The organism is Longibacter salinarum, assembly GCF_002554795.1.
GTDB lineage: Bacteria > Bacteroidota > Rhodothermia > Rhodothermales > Salinibacteraceae > Longibacter > Longibacter salinarum.
On record NZ_PDEQ01000011.1, the window covers coordinates 12,473 to 37,487 of the forward strand.

General features: G+C 54.9%; 14 protein-coding genes. 5 read left to right on the plus strand and 9 right to left on the minus strand.

Features of this window, described 5'->3' with window-relative positions:
- Positions 1-90: 90 nt before the first annotated feature.
- On the minus strand, positions 91-3,852 hold the full coding sequence (locus tag CRI94_RS16410; protein WP_098078652.1) for an FG-GAP-like repeat-containing protein: 3,762 nt from the start codon (positions 3,850-3,852) through the stop codon (positions 91-93).
- A 481-nt stretch (positions 3,853-4,333) separates the two neighbouring features.
- On the opposite strand from CRI94_RS16410, the gene CRI94_RS16415 reads away from it, so the two are divergent.
- The 3 genes from CRI94_RS16415 (at position 4,334) to CRI94_RS16425 (ending at position 8,866) form a co-directional block, all read left to right on the plus strand.
- Positions 4,334-5,380, plus strand: coding sequence for a hypothetical protein (locus CRI94_RS16415; RefSeq protein ID WP_098078655.1), 1,047 nt, complete (start codon positions 4,334-4,336; stop codon positions 5,378-5,380).
- Positions 5,381-5,636: 256 nt separating this feature from the next.
- A complete protein-coding gene (locus CRI94_RS16420) occupies positions 5,637-6,437 on the plus strand; it encodes a hypothetical protein (RefSeq protein ID WP_098078658.1) in 801 nt (266 codons plus the stop codon).
- 497 nt (positions 6,438-6,934) lie between these two features.
- Positions 6,935-8,866: a hypothetical protein gene (locus CRI94_RS16425; protein WP_098078662.1), complete on the plus strand. Its 1,932-nt coding sequence runs from the start codon at positions 6,935-6,937 to the stop codon at positions 8,864-8,866.
- A gap of 128 nt (positions 8,867-8,994) precedes the next feature.
- On the opposite strand, the gene CRI94_RS16430 is transcribed toward CRI94_RS16425, so the two are convergent.
- Positions 8,995-9,342: a hypothetical protein gene (locus CRI94_RS16430; protein WP_098078666.1), complete on the minus strand. Its 348-nt coding sequence runs from the start codon at positions 9,340-9,342 to the stop codon at positions 8,995-8,997.
- Positions 9,343-10,124: 782 nt separating this feature from the next.
- Here CRI94_RS16430 and CRI94_RS16435 point away from each other — a divergent pair.
- Positions 10,125-12,515 carry an outer membrane protein assembly factor BamB family protein gene (locus CRI94_RS16435; protein WP_179862368.1) on the plus strand — a complete coding sequence of 797 codons (2,391 nt, stop codon included), beginning with the start codon at positions 10,125-10,127 and terminating at the stop codon, positions 12,513-12,515.
- A gap of 121 nt (positions 12,516-12,636) precedes the next feature.
- Here the strand turns inward: CRI94_RS16435 and CRI94_RS16440 are convergent, their stop codons facing one another.
- The 5 genes from CRI94_RS16440 to CRI94_RS16465 all read right to left on the minus strand — a co-directional run bounded on the left by CRI94_RS16440 (position 12,637) and on the right by CRI94_RS16465 (position 20,205).
- On the minus strand, positions 12,637-14,403 hold the full coding sequence (locus tag CRI94_RS16440) for an outer membrane protein assembly factor BamB family protein (RefSeq protein WP_098078675.1): 1,767 nt from the start codon (positions 14,401-14,403) through the stop codon (positions 12,637-12,639).
- Between the two features lie 66 nt (positions 14,404-14,469).
- Positions 14,470-16,335, minus strand: a complete 1,866-nt coding sequence (locus CRI94_RS16445) for an AAA family ATPase (RefSeq protein ID WP_098078678.1) — start codon at positions 16,333-16,335, stop codon at positions 14,470-14,472.
- Between the two features lies 1 nt (position 16,336).
- Entirely contained in the window at positions 16,337-17,662 is a 1,326-nt protein-coding gene (locus tag CRI94_RS16450; RefSeq protein WP_098078685.1) for a PEGA domain-containing protein, read from the minus strand.
- A gap of 54 nt (positions 17,663-17,716) precedes the next feature.
- Complete coding sequence (locus CRI94_RS16455; RefSeq protein WP_098078689.1) at positions 17,717-19,384, minus strand: outer membrane protein assembly factor BamB family protein; 1,668 nt, start codon at positions 19,382-19,384, stop codon at positions 17,717-17,719.
- Positions 19,385-19,827: 443 nt separating this feature from the next.
- Complete coding sequence (locus CRI94_RS16465; protein WP_218919416.1) at positions 19,828-20,205, minus strand: avidin-fold protein; 378 nt, start codon at positions 20,203-20,205, stop codon at positions 19,828-19,830.
- Positions 20,206-20,413: 208 nt separating this feature from the next.
- On the opposite strand from CRI94_RS16465, the gene CRI94_RS16470 reads away from it, so the two are divergent.
- A complete protein-coding gene (locus tag CRI94_RS16470) occupies positions 20,414-21,634 on the plus strand; it encodes a permease (protein WP_098078697.1) in 1,221 nt (406 codons plus the stop codon).
- 58 nt (positions 21,635-21,692) lie between these two features.
- Here CRI94_RS16470 and CRI94_RS16475 read toward each other — a convergent pair whose 3' ends face one another.
- Both CRI94_RS16475 and CRI94_RS16480 read right to left on the minus strand, forming a co-directional pair.
- On the minus strand, positions 21,693-22,172 hold the full coding sequence (locus tag CRI94_RS16475) for a GNAT family N-acetyltransferase (RefSeq protein WP_098078702.1): 480 nt from the start codon (positions 22,170-22,172) through the stop codon (positions 21,693-21,695).
- A 153-nt stretch (positions 22,173-22,325) separates the two neighbouring features.
- The gene (locus CRI94_RS16480; RefSeq protein ID WP_098078705.1) at positions 22,326-24,587 is read right to left on the minus strand and encodes a sensor histidine kinase; all 2,262 of its coding nucleotides are present in this window, start codon (positions 24,585-24,587) and stop codon (positions 22,326-22,328) included.
- Positions 24,588-25,015: the final 428 nt, after the last annotated feature.

The following is a 25,015-nucleotide window of genomic DNA, read 5'->3' on the forward strand; positions in this document are numbered from 1 at the left end:
CGTACCGGACGAACCCGAGTCTCGAATTGGAGCCCGGAGGGTTATATGGAACTTGGTGGGCACACCAAACCGCAAAAGCTCCTTCCGAAGTTAGCGTACGACTGTTAGGGAACGCGTGATTGATTGTCCACTGGCCTCAAGACGTAGAAAGTATGTCCCGCTCGCAAGTCCGGAGAGATCGACTTGCTTCTTTGCCCGTCCTCGGCCAACGCCGTGAGTAAGGGTACGGACCTTACGTCCAAGAACATCATAAAGCAGTAGCCTCATTTTGTCGCCATCGGGCACCGCGTACCGGAGTGTAACAGATTCACGCGCCGGATTCGGAACGGTCTTTTTGAGTTCTATCGGCGTTGTTCTTTCAATGGCTGCCGCGTCAGATAGGGTTTCGGATCCATCAACATCAATTTGCCGGAGCCGATATTCGATGCGATTCGCGTCATACGGAAGCTTTGTGTCCGTAAACTGATAGCTCTGTGGCTCCGTGGTCGTGTTCGCGCCTTCGACGAACCCAATTTCTGACCAAGCTGCAGCACCAAACTTGCGTTCGACCGCAAATCCAGCGTTATCAAACTCGGACGCCGTTCTCCACGTCAAGATTGCAGACTGGTTGCGCTCTGCGCGGGCCTCGAACGCTAGAAGTTCAACCGGTAGTACAGTGCTCTCTGTAGAGATGGCCTGATCGACTGTCCCGTCCCCGTCCGTATCTAGCATGACGGCCTTGTCGCCACGCTCATCGAATTCCCCTACAGACGTGCTCTCGAACGTCATGGAGTCTACATAGTCGATCTCCGCCGGGGAGTCGGGGTTGGGAGCCGCTCGCTCAAATCGAACGTTTCCAGCGACCGAGGACGTGATCCGTGAAACGTAGGTGCCTCCCGGTGGAACTGATATATATGTGCCTGTTTCGCCGGTCATCGAGTCGGTAATGACCCGTTCGACGACGGCTCCAGCTATTTCAGATACTCTCGTTCCATCGCCGAGGTACCCGGCACGGTCTCCTTGCTCATTTTCGACAATGACATACACACCTGGTGGTGTAGTTTTCGCGGTCGCATGGACCGACTCTGCGTTAGTAGACGATGTCATCACAGAACGTTTTGACGAATCGCCAGGGTTAAAGGCCGCGGCATAAACCTTCCCGGTATTGTCAACCAAGTCGGAGAGCGTAGACCTAAACCATTCAGAGTCTGGAAAAAACGGAATGCCTGTTGGGTCTACAGAAACCATCTTTGCAATTTGGAAAAGGTTCGATCCCGCCCCTAGGCCAGTAGCATATGACTTGAGGGTATAATCGACTGTGTCTTGCGCGTATATCAAGTCATATGTTGTGCCGCTAAAATTGCTATCATGGACTTCGATGATTTTATCTCCGCTTTGCTCAAGAGCGGTGATTTTTGTTGCCAGAACAGCGTGCCTCCCACCATCAGCATATTCAAGACCGATTATTGGAGTTATTCCGGTCGCCGTTATAAGCGTCTTCGCTCTGTCATACTCTGTCTGAAAGTTTGGAGATGCGCCAAGCCTGAACTTGAAGTCACTTAGACTTTGCGCGAGGTGGTAGTCAGCGATTTGCTGGCGGGTCTTCGTATCGGATTCTGGCTGTTCATATGTGGGGCCAGTAAACACTTTCTTCGTTGGGTCCGCAAAGTAGACGGCGGCAGTACCCGACATCCCAAAACAACGCCCGTCATTAACCCTGCTATCTTTGTATAGTGCAAACGCCAGACCGGCTAACCCTGGACCGGTTATTACTATCTCAGAAATCCATTCCTCTAGGGTTAAGTCCGTAAGATTTGGGAATTGGTACCCATCGATACGCGGGTCAAAAGGTCGGCCATCCCCTTGACGGCGAGCATAATATAGTGAGACGGATTCAGACGCCCGGTCTTGAGTGATAGACGCCGGGATAGCAGTAACCCGTACCGGAAGCTGTTCGGCGCCGCTCTCAAAGGTTTGGGAGGACACGAGAAGTACGTCTGCGTATCTACTATCCGCGCCTGTCTGTTCATGGTCGAATGGAAGTTGATCGATTCTATTATCGCCATCGGAATCGATGTTTCCGCGCATGACGGTCTGCATGACCTCGCCATTCAGCGTGGCCTTCACATCAATGTCGCTAGCCGATCCAGTAAATGCCTTATCGAGGGTTACGCGCGCACGAAGTACGACCTGATCAGCAGGATATCGCGTTGTTTCGATCGCTTGCGGAGTACCGATACTGACATCGGGAGCCGTCTGCAGCGTTAGCCGAGAGCCCTCAATCGATATATCCATTGGCGACGGTACGGGCGTAGCACTCGCTTCGGTAGCCAGGAGCCTCACGCTCCCGTCTGTCTCGAGCATCGTGACGCGATAGAAATACGTTGTACCGTTTACTACATCCGTATCGGTGAAACTATCATCAGGGATAAGAGCACCAGTCAGTCGCTCAGCATTCGCCGGGTCAGAAAAAGACGACGTCGAACGATACACGTGAAAGCCGGCGAACGTTGTGGGGATCGGGGCGCTCCATGAGATGTCAACATGACCATCTCCCGCTGTAGCCACAACGTCCGTTGGAGGAGGGGGTGAATCTGAGCCATCAATGCGTAGGTTCTCGAACCACAATACGGCCATATTCAGGTCCGTCGAGGACGACTCCCTGGTTGACAAGATGTCAACATCGCCGTCATTGTCCATATCTGTTGTGGAGGCGCACCGCACACTACTCATTGACTCTGAGATTTTGGAGGCAGTCCACGATGAGCCATCTCCGGTTCCAGATGTCCCATCGCCGTTGCTGAAGACAGCTACATCCGTGTAATCGAGAGGGGAGACAATGTCTCTATCTCCGTCCCCATCGACATCAGCGGTAGAGACACATTCAGCCCCCGCAGCGTTGGCAGTGACAACGACCTCCGTCCACGCCGAGCCATCTCCTGCTCCTGCAGTGGCATCTCCGTTCCGGTGCATTACGATCGTGTCATCGCCTGCAGCAACCGAGACTACGTCCTGGTCACCATCCCCATCAACATCGGCGGCTGACACACTCGCGGCGGCAGTAACGCTCGCAGTAATCACAACTCCGGTCCATACGGAGCCGTCCCCTGTTCCGGCTGTAGCATCCCCATTCCGATGCATTGCGATCGTGTTGTCACCCGAGGAAGCCGATAGGATATCTTGGTCTCCATCCCCATCCATATCAGCGGCAAACACGCTCTCTGCACCGATAGCACTGGTCGTGACCACCACCTCCGTCCATGTTGAGCCGTCCCCTGCTCCTGTACTCGCATCGCCATTTCGGTGGAACGCAACCTTGTCGTCCAATCGGGAAGCCCAGATCACGTCCTGGTCACCATCCCCATCAATGTCGGTGGTAGAGACACTGGCAGCTGCCGGCGCATTGACGGTAATGATCACCTCCGTCCACGCCGATCCGTCTCCTGTACCCGAGGTGGCATCCCCGTTCCGATACCATGCAATGGTATCCTCGCCTGGAAAAGACGATACGACGTCTTGATCGCCATCCCCATCAATATCAGCGGCGAAGACGCTGGAAGCACTTGGATCACTACCTGTGTAGTCGAAGAAGGAAACCGGGATCTCTTCCCATGAGGAGCCATCACCCGTTCCTGCGGTGGCATCTCCATTACGGTGGAAAACAAGTCTATTGTCGCCGCGTGAAGCCGACAAGACATCTTGATCACCATCCCCGTCGATATCGGCGGCATGAAGATCAACAGCACCAGTTAGCCCCGTCGAAATAGCGAGACTGTCTGAAAACGACTGTGCAGTCGCGATTGGCGTTGATACTCCCCACGCGACGGAAAGCGCAACGAGAACACAAATGTAAGACAAACGGCGGTCCATCATGTAGGTAGCGTGTGAGAACAAACGGGGATTAGTGCGAGACCGAAAACCGTATCTAAAGACAACACTCTTTCATCTAGCTCTTTGTTGTGTCCAATCAGTCCTTGCCGACTCTAACACCTGCTGAAACTGTCGTGCTACTAATTTCACTGCGTGTTCCAACGTCGGGTAAAGGGACTCGATGCAACCGGGCACAGCGGGAGCATCTGTCGCCCGCTCATCACGTGGATCGGTTCGCGAGGATTCTGCCACCCGCGCTGCGTGACGACCGGCTACTGAAGGTCACGTACTTCTAACATGAGAAATTCATCTTTGACGAAAGGATAAAGTGTGGCTATACTTTGGGCAAATCGTGTCGAATCGGAGTAGATGATGTCTCGGTTCGATCCCCCTACGATTCGTTTTCGTTTGCGTCGGTTTTATGGGATTTCCTGATTCCGCCCGATCCTCGCCTCGGCTACACCTTTCACGAGCATTAGCTTCCATGCTGGAAGGACGTGCCGGGCCCGAGGAAACCCGGACCGTTGTGACTATCTGCCATCGAATTGCCAAAGCATACCTGCAGACCTCGTATGTGACGAACCGATCACTTGCCGGACTCACGCTAGGCGACCAGGCGATGGATGCGATTGCGGATCTCTTTGAGCGATCCGGGCGACGCTTTCCGGTTCTGGAGGGATATTTCCGAGAGCCGCCTGAATTGATTGGTGCGATGTCGACAGACGAAATGATAGAGCGGCTCCGTCCGCTCGTACACGGCGTCGTGACGGACCGAATTTTCGAGAGCAATGGAGAGGTTGATGCATCGCTGTCTCGCCTCATCCGCTCAGTCAAGAGGGCGGTAAAGCAGAGCGAGGGAAGTACACTACAACGGACCATGAAGGCGCTCCACGTGGTGGTGCCCCCCGCGAACGTATCCCCTGAAGACAGTAGTCGCTCCGTGTCTCTTCCTACGATGCCCGTGGAGCGCTTGGCCGCTCATCTGGCACCTGTTGTCCGGTCAGGCGCGCAGGTCCCCGATTTTGTCGCCGCCGCAACTCACCTGCTCGACGCCCATCCGCGCTATGATCGGTCGGTGCCCGTTACGGCGATTGCTCTCGCGATCCGTGCCGCATCTGTTGAGGTTGGGCTGTCGACGACAGCATCCGGGCACGTCGCGTCTGTCGATAACACGATTCGTTCGGACGGATTAGATAATCTTGTAACTTCGGATATCGAGCGCCTCATCGATAAAACGATTGATCGGGTCCGAGCTGAGAAACAGTCACATTACGTGGAAGGAAATCAAGTTCCAGCGAATGTGTACGCCAGTTACTTCGAGGCCATTCGATCGTATCTCGAGGCACGGTATCTGCCGCCGACGGACGCTGATTTGACCCAGCACGAGGCACTTCGCATGCATCGATCTGAAATTACGCGAGAGATATATCGTGAGTGTCATCGATCAACCTTTGAATACCTCGTCCGTATCGTGCGCGACGACTTTGTGGAGACATTGCAGCGCCTTCATGATGACATCGACGAACCGTAACGGTATTCTGTCGGTACCGGAAATCAGAAGCTTGGTACCGTCCGCTTCCGTGGATAGCGGTAGTTGCCAATGTTGTAGAATTGAGACGAGAGTTTTGCTTAATCCAGCCTGTGGCGCCATTTAGATCTGGGTGCTCCATTCAATTCGTTCAGCAAAGAATCCCATTCGCAAGGATGTCTGAGCATGAGACTGCTAATGAACAAGACCCGATGATGCAGTCCCCCATCGCAACCTTGCCTCAATCCCCTGTCGACTCATGACAGATGAGGACGAAACCCTAATTGAAACTTACGTCCGGCGCCCGGATGCCCTTGACCCGACGATACGGCAACGGGTAGAGAAACTTGTTGCCGAAGATGCAGAAGCATCGGCGTGGGCGCGCATATTACAGTCAACCTATGAAGCGTTCGACACGATGAGCGGGGGGATGCCCGATGTTGTCGATCGATTTGTCGACAGCCTATTCAATCCACCGACGGTTCTTCCGCTAACGCCCGTAGACCGATCACGTCCCACCGTTCTATCTGCGGATTCCGGTCAAGCGGGACCGTTTGAGTCTATCGCCGTCTTATCATCGAAGGCGAATGGTGTGATGGTCCGTATCTTACGCGACAGGGAGCGAGATGAAGGGAGAGTTTACGTGCTGGCGCGTGATGCAGACGTATACGGGCATGCCCTATTTGAGTCAGGAGACAAGCGCCTTCAGGTTCCGCTTCCAAAAGATGGATTTGGCCGCTTTGACAACGTGAGTGAGGTACCAGAAGAGACGCTACAACAAGGTTGGCTTCGACGATGCCTTTGGAGCGGGCCGCTCGTGGCGGGAGAAGCGCCGGCCGATTTGCTACAAATTGCGAATGGATATGCTGTTCGCGCTGAATGGACGGGACCAACCACACTGGAACTACACTCAACTGCTCGCAGCGCAGATCGGCCTGCACTCTGCTGGGCAGGAATCGATGATGGCGACTCCGTCGATATCGTCGGATTCGAAGATGAAATGGCTACAATCGTCGTTCCGCGCGACGACGAGACGCGCGTTCTTCGCCTCTTCGGGTGAGTCCGTAATGTACACTCGGAATAGTAGCACGGCGTACGCTGCAGAGCGCTGATCTGGCATGTGCCGATTATGACGCATCCATATCTCAACCCCTCCTATTTTAAGGCCGACGTCTTCTCGTGCCGTCTTCAACCAACCCCTTCGTTATAGAAGAACGCTTTCGGACGGTATTTGATTACCTGCAGACGTCATCTGCCACAGCACGATGGTGTGTGCTCCAAAGCGTGGAGCGGCTCCCGTCGCCGCCGCTTCCTGGTGCAGAGCCATACCTTTTAGAATTAGCGGGTCCGCTGCATGAACAAGTACAACGCATGGATCCGCTGGGAACGACGCCTTGGCGATTGGAACGGGCGGCAAACCGCCTGCAAACATGGTGCACTGCCTGCCCCGCTCTGCATGACGTAAAACAGTGGAATGCTGCTATTCGGGTGCTCAATCGAGGTGCTGCTCACCTGTATGTTTTTGCCGGTGACCCCGTCCGAGCGGCGCGCGTGCTTATGCCGCCAACTGACGGGTCGCACACGCTCGTTCCCGTGTTCGATATGCCAAAGCGGTCGACGCGAGCAGAGATTACTCGTACCTTTCTCGATAATGTAGATCTCCCACCGCGTGTTAGAGGTCCTCTTCTTTCTGCACTTCGTGATCTTCACGATTACGATGGAGGCGTCAATCTACCGGTCGTTGAAACGCCGGTACAGGGTTCAAAGACCGATGGAATTGGGAGCTTGATTCAGCTTCGGATTGTGCAGGAGAGGGAATACGACGATTCATCCTCCTCCACATCGATTCGCATCGCAGGCGTCGATTTCTTCGGAAAGCGCCACATTGGTACGATCGAGCAGGCACTGCATACTGTTCTCAGTCGGCAGGGCCGAGATGAAGATGCCTCTCTTCATGGAACGAGTCAAGAAGTGACCGTCACCTGCCAACGAGACGATGCGTTGATTAATGGGACTTCATTTCAACTCGGTCTGGGCGGACTGGTGTTGAGCCGACTGGTCTCCCGCGAGATGAAACGTGTACGAGTCCGCATGACCCATGGCGTCGGCATCACAGGGGGGCTCAGTCCAGACGGAGCGGCCACGCAGGTGGACTCGCACACCCTGGACACGAAAGTAGAGGCCGCCTTCTTTAGCCCACTCCGTACACTTGCGGTTCCTTACGGCCAAGAATCGGCGGCGGCTGAAATGCTACACCGGCTGCAAGCCCGGTTTCCAAACCGCGACCTCCATGTGGTCGGCGTTCGATCCCTGCCTGATATTCTCGATCGGCGACGCCTTACACAGCGTACGGAAATCAGCCGGGTGCAACATGCTACGAGTCAAGCACGGGCCAACTGGGGAGTACTCGCCGGAGTCGCTCTTGTATCCGCACTAATCGCGGTTCTCGCCTACGTGCTTCTACCACCACAGGACCAAACCCCCGTCCGGGGCCGCTACTCTGGTTCGGTGCTAACCGTCGAAAACCGAGCCGGACAGGTTATTGAGGAAGTAGAGGTAGGAAGTGGAATCGTGAGGAAAGTTCGCGCACAGCGCCGGGCCCGGCCGCACGCCTTTCCCCAAACATCCGGCGAACACGGTGTTGGATTCGTATGGGCGGCGCGTGACTCGTCAGGCGGAGAGGTAATCCGGTCGCGACCGATCGGAACGGATCAACAGCAGTGGGAAATACCGGTTGCTCCGCAGGTTCAGTTTCCGCAGAAGCCATTCGCCAATGAACCGACATACGGCGTCGAAGACATCTACGCAGCAAATACGGATGGCGAACCGGGTGACGAAATCTACGCACTCTTCTGCCACTCACCGTATTTCCCCGCCCTCTTGGTCGAGATTGATGCTCAAACGGGTGATATCCTCCAGGCGTACGTCCATCCGGGTCATTTAACCGCTCGAATCCGTCATGTGGATTTAGACGGCAACAATCAACCTGAACTCGTTACGGGAGGATACAGCAACGCGTTTGACGGTCCCGTGGTCATCGCGTTGAATGCTGAGGACTTCAACGGTCATGGACCCGTAACCGCTGCATACACGCCGGCTGAAACGGTGCCAGCGCAGCATTACAAATACTTGCTGTTGCCGTCCAGCCCAGTGCAACGGGTCGCGGGCAAGACCAACCGACTCGTTCGATCGACGCGAATTTTGGAGGATGGAGTTCGCGTCCAGGTTGAAGATGGCACATGGGGCGAGGACGGATTGGTATCAGAGATCGAGTTATTCGTACGGTTCGATTCCCAATTGAACCCCGTTTCCGTTGTACCTAACAGTCAGCACGAACGACTCGCTCAAGAGCTTGTCGCAGAAGGTCGTCTAGATGCTGTTCCAGGCCCACAGGCGTTTCGAACGTACCTTAATGAGATTAAGTACTGGGATGGCACATCCTGGAAGCACGCTCCCTCAGATGGAATGCACGTTGAAGAGAGCAACTAACCACCCACGCGCATAGCCGTCCACTTCACGAGTCACGCCCAGAATAGGCTGTATAAGAGAATGAGCATAAGCAGTCCTATGATATTTAGAATTACGATAAGCTTAAGTATACGCCTAAAGGTTTCCATCTATCCTATATAACTCCCGCATACTTGGCACATGTCATCATCCTTCGGTGTTTCTTCTTTGCAATAGCGACACTGTTTAACCTCATCTCCTTCTGTGCTCTTCTCGTTTGAGTCTACTCGGCCATCAGAAGGGGGCTCGTCCGTTGTTTTGGCGTCACGATCTGGACGCGCTTCTGGTGAGGCTTCATTGACCAGCAAAGCCAACCGCCGATTTATTGACTTGAGTGTTGAAAGGATGTCGTTGATTTTCCAATACCACGTCACAAGCTCCCTTGCGACCAGAAAAATAACAATTAACGCGCCGAAGAGAAGAACGAGAAAGAATAGCGCACCGGCAAGTTTTTCCATGAAGTTGGGTTCCTCTGTGTGCGGCGAAATTAGAGCCTCGTAAAGACGGGTCGATTCCGAGGGCGAAAATTGGGAGCGCTAACTACTTGCGCCTCTCTCGGACGACGCGTTGATCTTTTCTCACGAATGACTCATTTCACATGACGCGCACTGCATAATCAAATTGTGACAAAAATGTAATGCACAGACATCGGTCCCAACAAGGGGCCTCTCTCCGGGCACGGATGTCCGTATAGTGAGTGCTAAATTGCGGACGATCGATTAGAAAAGAGAGTCATGGCATCTCTACTCTTCTATCCGTGCGATCGGCGATCATGGGCCTCTCGTCAATGGGTCGTTCGTCCGAACCGATGGAGGCGCATCGTACCATATCCGATTTGAAAACGGCTTTGTAGTCGCTGCAAATGTCGTAAAAGGGCTCACATGTTTTCAGCAGCAACGATGAATCGTCAGGACAACACCATGCGGTGCCCAAGAGCAATCCTGACAGCCCGACGTTTCATCCAATGGTCCCTGATTCCTGTCTCTGTAGCCGGAAGCTAGCATCGCTTCCTGCTCATGACCTTCCCCCACATTTCAGCGGGATCTTTCTGCTAGTGGGGTTCTTCTTATCCCTGACTATTTCCAGTGCGTCTGCACTGAGCGACTCGGACACTCGGGTGTTGAGCCATGCGGATGAAACCGAGTGGAGTTGCGTTCCTCCGCAACACAATGCGCTCATCAAAGAAGGAAAAACGAACAGGCCCGTTCGCCACCGTGATTGGTCGACGATAGTTTCATCGATGCCTAAGACAGCATCGCCGCCTCTCGAACGACCGGAACGAGATATTGCCTGTTCTACGTTAACGATTCCGGATGACTGGAGCGCGACGACCTCTGGACGCGAAGGAAAGGTCATTCGTGTTTTCGACCAGACGTACCGGGTCCACCAATATCTGGCTCCCAATGTACTGGATGGAGTCCAAACGGTGAAACGTAGTGCGGCGATCGTTCCTGTCGTTACAGCGGTATCTGACCCTGCCCGGCCCTCGGACGATCGTTCGATTAATTCCGGCGACGAGTTGCTCGGCGTACTGGCCCATTACATGAATGTTAATTCGAACGGGCTTTCTATTCGAGTCGAAAACGAGTGGGCCAAACGTGCACGCGAGTGGAAAGAACAGCGTCTAAATATTTATGACCCACGGACAGGAAAGGTAGCAACAGGATTAATCCAGGGAGGGAAGCTTTTGACCTCGGCGGGAGCGTCGATGGCGACGGCCGATATTACGGGATTGAGCAGCATCTCCGTGACAGCAGCTGATTTCGTCATCAACCTGGGCTCGACGACTCTCAGCTTCTTTGAGTCGATAACAGCCACACCTGACGACCGAAGTCTTGCCCCCGCTATCGCGGCGCTGGGAGACCTTGATCCAGAGTATCGCCGCAAAGTTATGGAGTTGCAGGGAAGCCGGCGCTACCTCCGCCGGTATTATGACGTCTCGTCTGACTTGGATGATGTGAGAAGCAATATTCAGTTCGCGGCTACTGAGTGGAAGAACATTTCTCGGGCCATTCAGAATTATCGTGCGGCTACAGACCCCGTCCTCATTAATACACGGGGTGGAAAACAGGCTCTCAGTAACGCCCATGAATTTATGGGTGCTTCCCTGGCCAGCGCGGGTCTGAGCGTTGCTGAAGAACTGGTCTTTCGGGACGTAGACGATCTCACGAGCGGCTTTAACGAGCTCATTTACACGGCGAATCTCTATGCGACCGTTCTGGAAGCTTACGCACGCCAGTTAGAGATGGAACAGTCTCGCCTAAATGAACCCGGTGGGTTTAATTCGTGGACCTCGTACGCTGAGGCCCTTGCCCAATACCAGTACCGGGTGGGGCGATATCATGAGGTAAAACTGGGGTTGATCACCAATCTGTATGAGTACGCGAACAAGCTGAATAACGTCTCAGGCTTAGGGTTCGGCATTTTTCCATCCATGTCTTCACTTTCGATTCCCGATGAGTCGGTCGAGACTTATCGAAAGCTCATGAGAAGACAGCGTGTCACGTATGAGCGAGTCCTCAAAGAGGTGACGGAGCAAATGCACGTGATCGACCTCACAGAGAAGCTTTATCCGGACTATGCAGAACGTGCGTGCTCAGAAGCCACACGTGGTATCTCAAAAGGTCCACTTCCTACTGTGAAGGAGTTGATCACGCGCAACGATAAAGTGTACGCACTTACCGAAAACGACGACGGTGAGAAGCTATGGAAGGAGTGGCTAAAGACGGAGCGCCCCGAGGCTCGCATTGCGCATCAGACAGAGCGTACGGCCTATGTTGTTGATGGTAAGGCATATCGAACGCGGGAGTCCAATTTGTATGCGCTGGCAATTCGAACAGGACAAGTACGCTGGAAGAAGGAGATCGGCGGATATCGACGAGCCAGCGTCGCGGCTGTGCGAAACGATACGCTGTTCGTTTCCCACACGGCGGGAAGCACATCCTCCCGAGTGTTAGCACTTGATGCTGCTACAGGAGACAACCTGTGGGTCTTCGACGAACACTATTTAGTCGCGTCTCGCTTTTCCTTTCATAGCGGCGTACTTCTTTTCGTAGACGGGGGCACTCCTTACGCAGGGTCTGGAGCTCGTTCTACCTCCTCCCTTTATGCCGTAAATGTTGAAACCGGAGACGGGCTCTGGTCGAAGGAGCTAACAGGTCGAACGCGAGCGCCCAACTCGAACGTCGATTACAGTGTTCGCGGAGAGGTTGTCGAAGCAAAAAACACCCGGACTGGGAAGACGTATCGACTCGACCTGCGAATCGGAGAATCGCTACAGCCGGAGAGGGTCTCTCGCTGCGACCGCAGCCGAGAGCAAGAACTCATTGAGTCGGCATTCGGCGAGTTCGCACCAAACAGTCCTGTGCCAGATGCGAGTGTTGACTTGAACAACGATGGAGTCAACGAACGATTTTTTCAGCAACTAGGGACAAACCGGAGAGGGCAAATTTTAGTCATCGCGATCAGTGGGGCTGCTCCCTGTCGTCAACTCTTCTCTTCGATCTTTTTTGATTCTGACTGGGATGAAACCCTTTCCCTGATGAGGAGACAACGGAATGGCTACGAGGTGTTTGAGGTCGAAGGTCGCACCTATGCATTCGATGGTGAGAGATACTCCAGAATCGACTAACAAAGCCGATCGTCTTCGCCCCGCTCCAATGGTATAAAGGAAAATCCACCCGCATCGTCTGATCGACATGGGTGGATTTCCCATCGGTATCGGGACTTTCAGGTTGTATACTCTCTAACATCTACTCTCTATCGGTGTCTGAAAACGCATAGAGAGTGCCCTGAACGTCTGCGAGATAAATAGTTCTGTTTGCTACAGTGGGAGCAGACCAGAATATATTCCCTTCGATCTCGTGCTCCCAGATCCACCGCCCCGACTCCGCATCCAGCGCGTAAAGTCTTCCTGCCTGGCTTGCGATGTAGGCGCGTCCATTCGCTATAGAAATCGGGGTCGAGACCTCCGCCTCCGTGTCAAAGCGCCATATTTCTTCTCCTGTATCTGACGCCAGAGCGTGTACTGTCTTCTGACCTTCGTTTGCAATATAAACGCGGGTATCGTCCACAGCCGGGGATGTGCGTATCTCACCTTCGGTGCTGAAGCTCCACGCCCGTTCCCCCGTATCTACGCTGATGGCAAGCATTTCCCCATAAGCTCCGCTGATATAGACATGGTCTGAATCCACAACCGGGGCGGACAGGCTTGCACTCCTGTGATCGATTATGTGCGTCCAAATCTCGCTACCGGATGCTGCTTCGATCGTAGTCACCCGCGTTTTGTACATATCATTCCCCCTATAATGACTCGTGACGTAAACACGACCATCTCGGTAGGCGAGAGTCGAAACGATTCGCTCATCGGTTTCGAACCGCCATAATTCTTGACCTGTGTCCGTGTCCAGGGCATACGTGGTGCCCGATTCCTCGCCTGCGACGTAGATAACGCCATCGTGAACGACCGGTGATGCAAAGATTCGACTTCCGGTATCAAACTCCCAGATCTTGTCTCCTGACTGAGCATTTAGCGAATATAACCGCCCATCCAAACTTCCGATATAGACATTCTCGCCGGAAATAGCAGGAGCCGTAAACACGGCGTCTCCGGTTTGGAAATTCCATATCCTCTGCCCCGTGTTCGTGTCTACAGCATACAGATTACCATCTCGGTGTCCAGCATACGCCACTCCGTCTTGTACGGAGATCGGTGAAAAGGCTAAATCATAACCCTCATCTGCTTCACTGGTCGGTGGCGGCGTAAACATCCATCGAACAACGGGTGCTTCTCCTGTCCTAAGATCGGGACCGGGGGCGTCGTAGTAGCCTGTTCGCGCAATACTACCTCTATACGCGGACCCGTCTGCGCCATTAGTTACCGTAACGGACGATCCGAACCACGCAGCGAGGGAGATTCCCAAGAGGGTTGCGCCGATGATCAGGCCTGCTCTTCGAGACACGGGCATAGACCACCCTTCGAGGCTTTCGGACACCAACGTCCCAACATGCTGCATTCCTCGAGGAAGAAGCTGCTTTACTCCATCTACGATGCCCTTGACGCGCCCACGAACTCTCGATTTTGTGTAGCTTACGTCTCCAGTTTCGGTTAAGTAGAAATTGATCTCGCGTAGTTGCCGATCAATGCTAGACGCTTCCTTCTCGGCCGTTCGTTTCTTACGTCGGAGGCGGCGACGATCCTCGCGATACGTGTCGTCATCAAGCGCACCGGCCTCATGCAGCGACGTTACCTCATCCAGTTCTTCTTTGGCTTCTTCGACCAGATCCTGTTGGTGAGCCAGGCGGTTCTCCAGTTCGAGCTTGCGAGTTTCTCCCTCCTCGGTGAGAGTTTCGATCGCCGTTTTGCATGTATCGAGCGTCTCCTGGTAGCGAGAGGCTAATCGCTCATAGCGCGACGAGTCAATCTCGTCTTTCTTAGCATTTAGGCGCTGGAGAAGCTCTCGGGTCTCAGCTAGCTCGTCTTTCAGTGAGGGCAAGTCAGCAAGCGGGCGATCGGGCATTCGTTTTCGTGTTTGTTAGCGCTAGAGCATATAAACCAATTGAAGCGGACAGAGAGTACGTCCGGTCTAGTCCACCACCTGTACGCGAGGACGGACAAAAGGCCCGTTCAGTCGTACGGTCAGCTTCGATCCACTAGCGGACACGGACGTCCCCGTCCACACCCTCATGGCGTCTGTAACCGATGACATCGTTCTAAAAGAAACGTCATCCATCTGCAGCTCAAGATCTCTAAACGAGGCGTCATCACCCGAGACCCGAATGTGTCCATCAGCTTTGAAGGTACCCACTCCCGTCTCCAGCGAAGACTCGCGGAGCGTGATGACTTGATTCTTATGCTCATAGTCGAGGTAGGCATGGACACCTTCTCGGAGCACGCTGGGCTCTAGACCTGAATCATCGAGCCGACGTTTCACCACGTACGGAAGACGCCCCGTAATCCGGCCGTTCTCAAGGCGTGCGATGAGCCGACCCTCTGGAAGCGGCGACGAACTCCCGAATGCGTAGGTGATTGGCGTATCGGTCCAGACTTCCACCTCGTCCGCCTGATACGTTGCGTCTTCTGAAAGAGCAGAGCGTACGTCAGTGGTAGACCATTCGCCCGTTACCTCCATGCGTGTTGGTTCGGGAGGACCGGCCGTCTGACCAGAGTAGTATATATTCGTCGATACGTCGAGGTACGAGTCGGGGTCTTCAACCACTAGATCAGAGATCCGCAGGACCCGCTGCTCCGGGTCGACGCTTGCGGTGAACTCGATCGACGACGCGTCAGATACGCCTTGCAGTGTCTCCTGTCGAACATCGTCCAGCTTTTCGATGGCGGCGCCCCCGGCGTCAAGGTCAGAAATCTCGACCGTTATCCGCTGTGGATGACGAAGAAGCTGGTCGAGATCGCCAGAACGTATCGTTCTCGTTCTTACACGTCCATCAAACTCTATGGTGGCTTCCGTAGCGTTCATCTGAATATCTTCATTCCCGACTCGCAGACCGGCTGCGGCGAAGCCAATGCTATGCACTTCCTCGATGGGGTTATCCATGAGAACATCCCAAGCCATCGTCGGAGACAAATCCAATGTCGCGGATCGAAGCTGAAGAGAACTGTTCTGTCGCTCGTCGACATCGACGAGGATGTCCGCGACGGAGACCGTCTGGAAGAGAGGGCTTACGGAAACATCTCCCCAGTTGAGACTGAGCGCCCTATTGTCTCGCTGCCACTGATACGCCTTCCGGGTCATGGCCTCGTCGACGGAATCGGCAAGATAGCTCCCCAGGACCGTATTCAGAAGAATTGTAAGTACCAGCACAGCGACTCCATACCACAGGTAGCGCGTTGAGGGCGGGCTCGTAGCTGATGGAGTCCCGAAGATGTCCGGACGCCCGAGCTGGGTCAACTGGGACGGGGTGAATCTTGAAACCCAGTCCGCACTGTTCGAAATGACTCGCCGGAAGTACGGGGAAACCGCTTTACCTGTCTGGCCTGTTAGTTCTTGGAGACGTGTTTGGACAGAACCATCGGCCGGCCGGGCCCGGATCGACGTAAGCTGATCCTTTAAAGTGGCCCGCTCTTGTTTCGCAGATCGTATATCGTTCTTCGCGTTGCGCCGCTCGAGTCGAATACGCCGCTTCTCGGTTCGGTACTCATCTTTGGGGATGAGTTCTTCGTTCCAGAGGTGTTCTATTTCCTCTTCCTCTGTCGCAAGCGCGTCGATCTGCTCCTGACAAGACTCGATGCGCTCCGTTAGATCATCAAGACGATCACGACCCTTTGTCTCCAGACGATCAATCTCTGAAATCAGGGTTTCCTCACGCTTCTCATAACGGCGCAGGAGGCGCTTTTCTCGACCTTTCTCTAGGTCAAGATCTTGTGATTTGACGTAAGAGTAGAGCTTTTGGGCTTCACCAAGATCGCTCCTCAGATATGGTAGACGTTTCATTTTATCTAGTAGATGCGGTTCCAAGATACATAATGCCAAAAGCACTGCCTATTAAGGCTACAGACATAAGGGCTCCCACTGATACTTTCTTCATCGTTGTCCAGTCATCGTCGTTATTTCCGGCTATACGCGCATCATCGAGCTCGAACTGGAAACTGGTATCTGGTCGAACGGTGACGCTTTTTTCTTCATCTCGAAACCCGTCTTTCTCAAGACGGATGTCATATTCTCCGTACTCGAGCGTGAGCGTGGTCGGTGTTTTTCTACCCGTTAGTTGGCGGCCGTCAACGTAGATCTGTGCTCCCGGGGGCTCGGAGTCGATGGAAATCCGGTACGTCTTGGGTTCGAGCGAATAGGATAGTGAGGTTTGTTCGGAGCCCGCAACTCTCATTTCGACGTTCTCCGGCTTATGATACTCAGCATCAATAGCAACCTCGTACTCGCCGACGGCCAGTTCCAGATTCGAAATCGGCGCCCGTTCGGAGAAGGATGATCCGCCGTCGAATGTCGGGCTGATATTCAGGTTTGCTCCCCGCGGGTAGCCAGAAATGCTGGCAAAGCCGAGGTCTCGCTTCAGGGAAAATGTGTACGTTTCATCCCCCCCGGGCTCTACGCGTATCGTTCGCTCACTCGCTGCAAATCCCGGTGACTCAACCCGTATGCGGTGCAGACCACGCGTGAGCGAAGCGCTCGTGTCCCCGGTGCCAACCTCTTGATCATCGACAAACACGGTCGCCGAATCCGGCGTGACATCAAACTGAGCTGTTGCGTTGTCGCACGACAGACGAACGCTGACTTTTGTCGCCTCGCTTCGACGGACTTGAACCTCTTTCGACGCCGACCTACATGCCCGGGACTGAACTTTTACAACGCGCCGTCCCGTCTCTGCAGTGACCTCTGCATTTCCAACCGTTACCTGTTTTCCATCCAAGTAGACCGTCGATGAAGCAGGATTCACTCGAATGTCCAAGGTGCCAACGGTTCGCACCTGGCTAAACGAAACACGTTGACCCGCCGATACATCGGTGAAGTCTGATCCGCTTACGACAGCCGTTGTATCTTGCGAGCGAGACACTGAACCTCTCCCCCTCTCCACAGTGACCTCTTGGCCAAAGGTCTCTTCCGTTCCATAAATGACGGCTTCAACACCCGATTCAACTTGTAAGCCATCATCAAGACTCACCGTCACCGATTCGTCTGATACCGAGAGGACCGTAGCGTGCGTTACTTGATCCTGTCCGTACAGTATTGCCGTTCGTGTTGACCAGGCGCCGACCAAGATCAACGTTGCTACAAGTATCCTGAGGACGTGCGATTTCAATCTCATATCCAGTGATTTAAAAATAGGGGAAGGTTGCAAATAGGTGCTAAAGCCTTCAGGCTATCTGAAGGCTTGGAGCTGGTTGCCTGACGCTACCAAGAGCATCGACCCGGCGGCTACGGGTGAGGTGGTTGCCGTCTCCTCTGTTTCGAGTGACCAGTGTGTTTCCCCTGTGTCCAGACCCACAGAAAGCACGCTGTGTCGGCTTCTCAGAATGACATGATTTCCCACTACGGCCGGGGAATAGCCAAACGGCTCATCATAAGCCGTCATCCACGCGCGACTCCCGTCTTCGAGACGGTAAGCCTGGACTTCCCCGCTCGTTGTTGAGGCAATGACGTAATCCCGCGACACGGCTACAGATGCCGAACCTCCTCGGTCAACATCTTGTCTCCAGAGTCGCTGCCCTGAGGACGCCGCGAAGGCGTAAATGGCACCTTGCCGACTCCGGACAATGACCTTTCCATCTATAAAGGGCGAGGTTGCGACAACGCCGGCATCGACTTCCGCAACCCATTTCTCGTTGCCAGTCTCAATGTCAAAAGCATGCACGAGTCCTTGCTCGTTTCCGACAAATACGGTCTTGCCGTCGCTCGATGGGGAGGAGTAGACTTCTCCACCGGTGTCTGCCTTCCACCTGAGATCGCCATTTGAACGATCTAACGCATAGATTTGGCCATTTCGACTACCAACGTAAACGACTTCATTGACGAGTAGCGGAGAAGAAATTACCGCGGCCCCGGTATCATAGCTCCAGACTTGTGCTCCGGACTCTGCATTTAGAGCGAGAACCTTCCCATTCATATTGCCAATGAAGGCTGCGTCCTCACCGACTGCAGGCGATGATGTATAAGACCCGCTGGTTTCTGTCTCCCATAACGGTTGCCCGTTCTGAAGAGCGGCCGCAAACACCGTCCCGTCGTCTGAAGCCAAGTACACGGCATCATTAGCCACTGCGGGAGTCGACCGAATCCGTGACGTACTTTGAAATGCCCATGCTTCGATCGGTCTGGCCAAGATTGCCTCGTAGGAGTAGAGGCCTGTTCTTGCTTCGCCTCCCCGATACATGGTCCCCGGATCTGGCTGCATCGTTATGACATGAAACAGCCGCTGCGCACTCCAGGAATTTTCCTGGATATGTGGATAAGTCAATGCGCCGACACCAACGATCAGAACTACTACGACGAGGACGCGAAAATACCGCGTCTGTCGCATAAGCCAAGTTAAATCTAGGAACCGGTACCAAGTGTCAGACATCCAGGCGGTAGAGTCCGAAAGACGATCTCTGACCTTCTCTTTGCTGTAGCTAACATCGCCAACCTCATTGAGGTAAAAATCAATCTCGTCCAGTTCCTTCCGTAGACCTCGTAGCTTACGTTTTGCCCCCTCTTTGCGTAGAGAAAAGCGTTGTTTCTCTTTCTGGTGATCATCTTCGCTAATCGCCCCGTCTTGGAGTAGCGAGTCAAGCTCGTCTATTTCCTTCCTGGCGAGACGTATCCGCAATCGTTGATGAACAATCTCGTCCTTCAACGATGCTGTCTTCTCTTTTCCATCTCGCGAAAGACTCTGGACTCTTTCCTGAAGATGATCGAGCTTTTGGGAATACTTCGCCTCAAGGTCATCGTACCGAGACGTAGATACATCATCCGCCCTTTCCTTTAGTCGAGCAAGGAGAGATCTCGTCTCTCGGAGGTCAGACCGGAGACGGGGCAAATCTGCTAGATCCATCTAGACGATATATTGCTCCTTTAGCATGATTTTATCCTTATTCATTCCGAGAAGCGAAATCTGCTGAATCGCGAATGTAACGCAAACGAAATCCAATGCTGTGATCATATCTCCAATGTTTTTTAATGACCCTAAAGAACAGCTGGATTATGCGGTGCAAGTAAACATAAATTGCACTGGGGTGAGTCCAAGCATCGGTCCGATCATGGTGAGGCTGCTGGTGAGATAGTAACAGAAGGCTTCCGCAGTGGCTTCGCGTTTTTTTACGGACCGCATTTCACGAGAGCGCACCACCGCGGAGTCAGCGCGCGTGTTCAGTACGACCGAGTCCGTCCAGTCCAGGACGCCAAGCCCGGCCGGACGTGGACGCCCTTCCGCCGGCTTCCCGCTGACCCGTGCAGCCACTCCGAAACGGCACCACTGGTCAAGATGCCACGTCACACCTAATCGGGTACCTCGTCACGATCGACTTCGATCAGTTCCGACGTCCCGTGCGACTGATCGCCGGTGAACCACTGCCATTTCTCCTTCAACACGAGGCGGTCATCCTCGTCCCGATGTGGGGTTGACGTGCACTGTCCGGCGCGCACGTGGGCATCCGTCGTGACGTGGTGATAGCAAAACTCCAGATGCCCGTCGGGGAAAACGCGACCCATCAGGTGCCCCTCCGCGATCGTTCCGCCGGCATAGGTGCCCGTCAGCCGATCCTCCGTTTGTTCGTAGCGAAAATACGTTTCCGCTCCGACCTCGCCGTTCTCTGTGTTCTGGCGTACGCGAAAGACGCGCTGGTCGTAATGGATCGATGGGTCTGAATCGGACATCAGTCTGGCGATTTTGTTGATATCGTTGGAGAGACGAGAAAGCCCCATCACCATCTCGGTCGAGACGTTTCCAGTTGAGAGAACGTCACGTCTAGGCTGCTCGCTTGCTCTCTAATGCAGAAACAGCTCCGAAAATCCAGCTGTTTGCACATCGTGCTCTGAAAACAAGACTCTGTCGCGTCCTCTTTCAAACGATGCCACAGACAGCATGTCAACCTCTTTCTGGGCCTCGTACGGCGAAGCGGCAAAGACAGCCGTCGGCTTCTTCTGGAAGAGCGGTTGGGCCTTCGTGCTCGGGTACACGATCAGCGCAATGATCCAGTCGTTCGTGCCCAAGGCCCGACTGACGCAGTACATGGGCGATCCCAATCTGAAGAGTGTCGCCCTCTCAACCGTCTTCGGCTCGGCATCGTCGTCTTGCTCTTTCGCCGCGCTGGCTGCGGCCCGCTCACTCATAGCAAAGGGCGCCCACTTCGTCGCGGCGGTGGCGTTCATGTTCGCCTCCACGAACCTCGTGATTGAGCTGGGCATCCTGATCCTGATCTTTCTCGGCGCACAGTACCTTGCGGCGGAAATCATCGGCGGGCTCATCCTCATCACGATTTCCAGCACGCTGATTCGATGGACCTATCCAGACTCGATGCTGGAAAAGGCGCGCGAGAAGGTCCAACGCGAAGCGCCGGACATGGAGGAGGACTTTGACTGGAAGGAGCGGATTCAGAGCCGGAAAGGCTGGTACCGCGTCGGACAGTCGTTCACAAACGAGTGGGGGATGGTCTGGGAGGAAATCCTGATTGGCTTCACGGTTGCTGGATTCGTCGCTGTGCTGGTGCCCGAAAGCTTCTGGCAGGCCCTCTTCCTCACCAACATGCAGGGGGAGCTGCCGGCCTGGTTCATCGCCCTGGAGAATGCTTTGGTCGCCCCGTTCGTCGCGGCCGCTACGTTTATCGGCTCGATGGGCAACATTCCGCTCGCCACCGTCCTCGCGTCGAACGGCGTCCTCTTCGCCGGCATCATGGGCTTCATCTATTCTGACCTGATGGTCCCGCCCCTCGTCGCGACGAATGCGAAGTACTATGGCTGGCCGGTCGCGCTCTACGTTGCCGGGATCATGTTCGTGAGTATCGTCGCCACGGCGCTGATCCTCGACGGGACGTTCGCCTTCGTGGGCTGGGTCCCGGAAGGAGCTCGCGAGATCGCCTCTCTCACCCAGTTCGCGATCGATTACACGTTCTGGATGAACGTGGCTGCTGCCGTCCTGGTCGGTGTCAACCTGTACCTTCAACGGCAGCACGAATCCGACCATGACGGCCACGACCACGGAGCGGACGACGAAGGCCTCTCTGCGAAGCAAGCGGTTGTGTACATCTTCATCACGGTGCTCATTGGCGGCTTGGTCGCCTTCGCCATCACCGGCGGCACGGGCTGATGCTACACTTCCTCGGTAACCGAATCTCCCGTCTGGGCTGTTTGCGTGTTGGCCGCACTCACAGACGTCGTTTGAGCAAGACACGATGCTCGCCTGGCCCGGCATGGTCGAGCGAAACGTCTACGCCGTCGATGCGATCAGGTTGGCGCTCAATCTCGAATCCAAGCGCTCGGTGGAATGCGATGGATGCGTGATTGTCCGGCGTCGTGATGGCCCGGACAACCGCACGATTGGCCCGCCGTGCCACAGCAAAGAATCGCTCGTACAGGCGCCCTCCCACGCCCTGCCCCCGCTCGTTCGGGGCCACAGCGATGAATCGGATGTACGACTCAGCCACCCGCGTTTGCGAGAGAAAGCCGCTTACGATCCCAACGCGGCGTCCCGCCCGCCAGGCAACCGGGTGGGTTTCTGTAAAGTGCTCAATCAAGTGGCGCGGAAGAAGGAACGGGTTCGCATCCAGGTCGAGCCACTTGAGAGACAGCTCACGTAGCGCGGCGGCTTCGTCGGGACGAGCAACGGTAACGGTTAGGTCGGACATGCACGTCGGACGCCAAGGTAAGACAGTGTGTTGTCGGACGATCGATACTCGGCTTCGTTCGGTCGAGCCTGCACGTTCCGCCCGAGCACCATGACACACGGACAACGACGTAGCAGGACCGCTCCCACCAATCGATGTTCTTTTTTTGTCGACTCAGTCGCCGACCGGGACCGCGTGCGTCCGTGGCAGGACGACCGTGAAGCACGTCCCCTCGTCCTTCGCCGTCTCCACGTCGATGCGCCCCTCCATAAGGACGGCCAGCCGGTGAGCGATCGCTAGCCCAAGACCGTTTCCCTGGTAGTCCCGACTGACGCCCGTCGATTCCTGGCGAAAGGCTTCGAACAAGTAGGGCACGAACGCATCGTCGATCCCGATTCCTGTATCCTCCACATCAATCAGGACGTTATCAGATTCGGTGTGCACGCGAACCGTGACCGTGCCATCGACATCGGTAAACTTGACGGCATTGCTCAATAGGCTATCGAGAATACGGCGAAGGGCACCACGGTCGACCGTCATATCGACCTCCGTCGCCGGCAGATCGAGCACGAGGTTTACGCCCGCCTCTCCAGCTTTTTCCTGATACTCCTCGACCACGAAGGCAACCTCATCGCAGACATCAACGGGAGCCGGCTGTATCGGCATCGAACCCGCCTCTAATCTTGAAAAGTCCAGCACACTATTGAGTGTTTGGAACAGCCGCTTTCCGCTTTTCTCGATCAAGCGGGAGAAGTGCAAAATGTCCGTGTTTTCCCCTCGTGAGGCATCCTCGCACTGTGTCTCGCCAATCATTTCGGCAAAGCCGATAATCGACGTTAGGGGCGTCCGGATCTCGTGGCGCATGTTCGCGAGAAAGACCGACTTGAGACGATTTGCCTCCTCGGCCTGTTCTTTCGCTGCCACGAGGGCCTGCACCTGATGCGTCCGATCGAGCACCACCGCGGCATTGCCAGCAAGAATCTCTAGAAGCTGAACATCGAGGTCGGTGATGCCATCTGGCTCGTGGCTTCCGACGGAGATTACGCCGTGCCCGGCAAGCGGCACGTAGACCATCGACCGAACGGGAGGGGCATCCGTCCCCGAGGGCGTCCCAATCCACGTTTCTCGAACATGAAGCGTCTCACCGGTACAGTAGGCTTCCGCGACGTAGCTATCGCCCGTGATGTGGTAGGAGGGCCAGATACTTCCATTCTCGCTCCCCTGTCCATTCTCGTGAACCTGCCCCGACTGATCGACTGGGACAAGAATGCCGTTTTCAAAAAAGCGTATGGCGGTGATCGGATATGCAAGCGTATCACGGACAAGCCGCTCGATCTGAACCGCGACGTCTGCCCGACTGCGAGCGCGAAGAAGGTTTTCCATCGCACCGTAAAGGGAGCGGATTGTCGCTCGACCCGAGCGCAGTTCGGCTTCCATGCTGTGCCGGTTTGTGACGTCCTGCAACGTACCCGCCACTTCGACGACCTCTCCATCGCGACGGACGGCACTACCTCGAACCTCCACCCATTTGCCTCTCCCCACGTCTAGCGGAAGCTCAAGCTCAAACGGTTCGCCCGTCTGGATGCACCGGCTCACCGCGGATCGAAACGTGGCATTTGCGCCGTCCCGAATAGGCGCGGAAAGCGTATCGAACGTGATCGTCGTCTCGGGCGACCGCTCATAAATACGATAGATCTGCCGCGTGCAGGAGAGCGTGTCATCGACCAGATCGAGTTGCCAGCCTCCGATGTTTCCGACCTCCTGCGTTGTATTTAAGAGCAGTTGGTGTTCATCGAGCGCTTTTTGCGTCTCGCGCCGGGCGGAATATTCAGACCATCGATTGTTATACAGAAGCACAGAAATGCCTGTCATCAGCGCCGCGGCCACGCCAATCACGGGAAGGTGCTCGAGCATATGCACGGCACCAATCAACGTCGGGGAAACAATAATTCCGGCAATCCCGACACCGAGCGCAAGGACTTGAAGCGGCCGAAACGGAATCGCTATGACCGCGACCATGTAGATCATGGAAATGAATCCCGGGCTCTGGATCGTTCGGCCGTACAGGATATCGTCGTACAGCATCACGGCTCCGCCCAGAAGAAGGACCAGGGCGGTCAAGATACGCCCGGCTCGCAACGAGCAGCCTTTCCATCCGAGCAACAAATAGAGGAGGGAAACGACCACCATGTACACATCGTCGATCAGCAACACGACCGACTGTTCGACGGGCGGCTCCGGCGTCAGAGCCATGGGACGGTCCAGCACCAGGACATTGATGGCCACGTAACAGAAGGTATTCACAAGACCAATCATCCCGGCCCAGTACAACCCTTGCTGCATGACCGAACGGAGCGACTCCCGGAAGCCGGGGTCACTGTCGTGAGCGGCGGACGCGAAAAGCAGCGTCCAATTGTCCATACGGGGCTTTCCCATAAATCGAGTTTTCCCGTGACGGCGGCATCACAGGCACAAAATGGGGACGTCAGCGGCAGCAAGAAGAGCTCAATGACACGTTGCAGTTTCAACCGTTGCGGACATTCACCTGCCAGAGCGAGGTCAAATCACACGTGAGGTCTGTCCGAACGATTACACCAGAACCGAATCACACAAAGTATAACGCTTTGACAACCTGTTTGGCGTACGGCCTTCGGCGATCCAACGGTGCAGACTGCCCGGCGGTCCGTCCTCGCAAGGCTCACAATAAACAACTCGGTTGACCCCGTGCACCGTATCTACTGCATCATCGTAAAAAAATCACCGTTCGTCCAAGAATAGCTATAACCAACTGTCTTTTCGTTTCGCGCTCCATCCACCAAGCAGGTTGTGAATCAACTGCAATGATAATAAGGGCAACCTAAAGG

Bases quoted from the DNA above. Each gene is read 5' to 3' on its own strand.
- CRI94_RS16445 (WP_098078678.1), bottom strand. From the start codon at position 16,335: ATGAAACGTCTACCATATCTGAGGAGCGATCTTGGTGAAGCCCAAAAG.
- CRI94_RS16480 (WP_098078705.1), bottom strand. From the start codon at position 24,587: ATGGGAAAGCCCCGTATGGACAATTGGACGCTGCTTTTCGCGTCCGCC.
- CRI94_RS16475 (WP_098078702.1), bottom strand. From the start codon at position 22,172: ATGTCCGACCTAACCGTTACCGTTGCTCGTCCCGACGAAGCCGCCGCG.
- CRI94_RS16440 (WP_098078675.1), bottom strand. From the start codon at position 14,403: ATGCCCGATCGCCCGCTTGCTGACTTGCCCTCACTGAAAGACGAGCTA.
- CRI94_RS16420 (WP_098078658.1), top strand. From the start codon at position 5,637: ATGACAGATGAGGACGAAACCCTAATTGAAACTTACGTCCGGCGCCCG.
- CRI94_RS16415 (WP_098078655.1), top strand. From the start codon at position 4,334: ATGCTGGAAGGACGTGCCGGGCCCGAGGAAACCCGGACCGTTGTGACT.
- CRI94_RS16435 (WP_179862368.1), top strand. From the start codon at position 10,125: ATGCCTAAGACAGCATCGCCGCCTCTCGAACGACCGGAACGAGATATT.
- CRI94_RS16410 (WP_098078652.1), bottom strand. From the start codon at position 3,852: ATGATGGACCGCCGTTTGTCTTACATTTGTGTTCTCGTTGCGCTTTCC.
- CRI94_RS16455 (WP_098078689.1), bottom strand. From the start codon at position 19,384: ATGGATCTAGCAGATTTGCCCCGTCTCCGGTCTGACCTCCGAGAGACG.
- CRI94_RS16450 (WP_098078685.1), bottom strand. From the start codon at position 17,662: ATGAGATTGAAATCGCACGTCCTCAGGATACTTGTAGCAACGTTGATC.
- CRI94_RS16470 (WP_098078697.1), top strand. From the start codon at position 20,414: ATGTCAACCTCTTTCTGGGCCTCGTACGGCGAAGCGGCAAAGACAGCC.
- CRI94_RS16465 (WP_218919416.1), bottom strand. From the start codon at position 20,205: ATGTCCGATTCAGACCCATCGATCCATTACGACCAGCGCGTCTTTCGC.
- CRI94_RS16430 (WP_098078666.1), bottom strand. From the start codon at position 9,342: ATGGAAAAACTTGCCGGTGCGCTATTCTTTCTCGTTCTTCTCTTCGGC.
- CRI94_RS16425 (WP_098078662.1), top strand. From the start codon at position 6,935: ATGCCGCCAACTGACGGGTCGCACACGCTCGTTCCCGTGTTCGATATG.